Raw genomic sequence first — 3,279 nt, 5'->3', positions numbered from 1 at the left:
TATATATTTATGCTATTTTTGTGCGATTAAAGTTAATGTGGAACAGGATGGAACAGACTACTTCATACGATTTGCTGAATAAGATAGATAGCCCAGAGGATTTACGGAAACTTTCTGTCGAAGCGTTGCCAGAGGTCTGTAATCAGCTTAGAAATAAGATTATAGATGAATTGTCTCGTAATCCGGGACATTTTGGTTCCAGTTTGGGGGTGATAGAGCTGACTGTGGCTCTTCATTATGTGTACCAGACTCCTTACGATCGTATTGTTTGGGATGTAGGACATCAGGCATACGGACATAAGATTCTGACAGGCCGTCGCGACCGTTTCTGTACCAATCGTAAGTTGAATGGTATTTGTCCTTTCCCTTCTCCTGCAGAAAGTGAGTATGATACTTTTACGTGTGGACATGCGTCGAATTCTATTTCGGCTGCACTAGGTATGGCGGTAGCAGCTGCAAGAAAAGGAGAAGATAACCGTCATGTGGTGGCCGTTATTGGCGACGGTTCCATGAGTGGCGGTCTGGCTTTTGAAGGATTGAACAACGCTTCTTCTACTCCTAATAATTTGTTGATTATTCTGAACGATAACAATATGGCCATCGACCGCAGTGTGGGTGGAATGAAGCAGTATTTGTTGAATTTGCATACCTCCGAGGGATATAACCGTTTGAGAAATGCTTTGTCGAGAAAACTTTATCGCTGGGGAATCTTGAACGATGAACGGCGTAAGAGCCTGATACGCTTCAACAATAGCCTGAAGTCCATGCTGATGCAGCAACAGAATATCTTTGAAGGACTAAATATCCGTTATTTCGGTCCAGTGGACGGACACGACGTTACTGCCTTGACAAAGGTTCTGAAAGAAATAAAGGATATGAAAGGGCCTAAGTTGTTGCACATACATACCCGTAAGGGAAAGGGCTTTAAACCAGCTGAAGAAGCAGCAACCTTGTGGCATGCACCCGGTATTTTTGACAAGGAGACGGGAGAACGTATCGTTTCAGATACAAGTGGTATGCCGCCGTTGTTTCAGGACGTATTTGGAAATACGCTGCTGGAGTTAGCCCGTAAGAATGAGAAAATTGTGGGAGTAACTCCTGCCATGCCTTCCGGATGTTCCATGAACATTATGATGAAGGAAATGCCCGACCGTGTGTTTGACGTAGGAATTGCGGAAGGACATGCTGTAACTTTTTCTGGAGGAATGGCGAAAGACGGGCTTTTGCCTTTCTGTAATGTGTATTCTTCGTTCATGCAGCGTGCATACGATAATATAATTCATGATGTAGCTATTCAGAAGTTGAATGTGGTACTTTGTCTGGACCGCGCCGGATTGGTGGGTGAAGACGGACCAACGCATCATGGAGCCTTTGATATGGCTTATTTGCGTCCGATACCTAACCTGACAATTGCTTCTCCGTATGATGAACATGAGCTGCGAAAGCTGATGTACACGGCTCAGTTGCCCGATAAAGGTCCTTTTGTCATCCGCTACCCTCGTGGGAGAGGAGTTCTGACCGACTGGAACTGTCCATTGGAGGAGATAGAAGTTGGTAAGGGACGTAAGTTGAAAGAGGGTAATGACTTGGCGGTGGTTACGATTGGTCCGATAGGAAATAAAGCTGCTACGGCCATTGTTTCTGCGGAGAAAGAACTGGGATGTAGCATTGCACATTACGATTTGCGCTTCTTGAAACCATTAGATGAAGACTTGCTGTATGAGGTGGGACAGAAGTTTACACGTGTGCTGACTGTGGAAGACGGAGTGCGTAATGGCGGTATGGGAAGTGCTGTACTTGAATTCTTGTGTGACCATGGATACAAGCCGTATATGAAACGACTGGGACTTCCGGATGCTTTTATACAGCACGGACCGGTCAATGATTTGTATGCCATTTGTGGTCTGGATGAAAAGGGGATATTTAGTTCAATTACACAGATAATGAATTTATGAAAATTATTATAGCCGGTGCAGGTGCCGTAGGAACACACTTGGCCAAACTGTTGTCGGGCGAGAAACAGGATATTATTCTGATGGATGAAGACGAGAGCAAGTTGAGTGCCATGGGAAACAATCTGGATCTTATGACCGTGAATCTTTCGCCCACATCAATAAATGGATTAAAAGAGGCCGGAGTAGCCGGGGCTGATTTGTTCATCGGGGTTATGCCTGATGAAAGCCGTAATATGACGGCTTGTATGTTGGCTACAAGTTTAGGTGCCAAAAAAACCGTGGCTCGTATTGACAATTATGAATACCTTCTACCTAAGCACAAGGAGTTCTTTGCCAAGTTGGGAGTTCATTCGCTGATTTATCCGGAAATGTTGGCGGCTCGCGACATCGTGGATGCCGTAAAAATGAGCTGGATTCGCCAGTGGTGGGAATTTGCAGGAGGAGCGTTGGTTTTGTTAGGAACAAAAATGCGCGAAACGGCGGAGATTCTGAATGTGCCTTTGCATGAATTGGGTGGAAGAAACATACCTTTTCACATCGTGGCTATCAAGCGAGGAAACGAAACGATTATCCCGCGTGGTGATGATGTGATAATGTTGAATGATATTGTTTATTTCACTACTACGAAGAAGTATATTCCATATATTCGTAAGATTTCCGGAAAGGAAAATGAGGCCGATGTACGGAATGTGATGATTATGGGAGGAAGCCGTATTGCGGTACGTACTGTGCAGTATATGCCCGATTACATGAAGGCTAAAATCATAGAGAGTAATATTGCCCGTTGTAATCGTTTGACCGAGCTGGTAGACGATGGGGTGATGGTAATCAATGGAGATGGTCGTGACATTCAGTTGTTGATGGAGGAAGGCATCAAGAACACAGAGGCTTTTGTGGCTTTGACCGATAATTCGGAGACCAATATTCTGGCTTGTTTGGCAGCCAAACGAATGGGGGTGACCAAGACGGTGGCCGAAGTGGAGAATGTGGATTACATCAGCATGGCCGAGAGTTTGGATATTGGGACGGTAATCAATAAAAAGTTTATTGCAGCAAGCCACATTTATCAGATGATGCTGGATGCCGATGTGTCGAACGTGAAATGTCTGACTTTCGCTAATGCCGATGTGGCAGAGTTTACGGTCAAGCCTGGTGCGAAGATTACCAAACAGGCAGTAAAGGATTTGGGATTGCCTAAGGGTGCGACAATTGGAGGCTTGATTCGTAACGGTGAAGGTATTCTGGTAACCGGTAATACGATGATTCGGGAAAATGACCATGTCGTTGTGTTCTGTCTGGGAATGATGATTAAAAAATTAGAAAA

General features: G+C 44.8%; 2 protein-coding genes. Both read left to right on the top strand.

Annotated features, from left to right (window positions below; translation table 11 throughout):
* Positions 1-47 precede the first annotated feature (47 nt).
* Positions 48-1,955, top strand: coding sequence for a 1-deoxy-D-xylulose-5-phosphate synthase (dxs, locus tag ACMJ0U_RS02530; protein ID WP_417127964.1), 1,908 nt, complete (start codon positions 48-50; stop codon positions 1,953-1,955).
* Positions 1,952-3,279, top strand: a 1,328-nt coding sequence (gene trkA / locus ACMJ0U_RS02525) for a Trk system potassium transporter TrkA (protein ID WP_417127963.1), incomplete at its 3' end; no start/stop codon positions are given. The genes dxs and trkA, both read left to right, overlap by 4 nt.

Source organism: Phocaeicola sp. (assembly GCF_048170425.1).
In the GTDB taxonomy this organism is placed as follows: Bacteria; Bacteroidota; Bacteroidia; order Bacteroidales; family Bacteroidaceae; genus Phocaeicola.
This window is presented reverse-complemented; position numbering and strand designations above follow the sequence as displayed.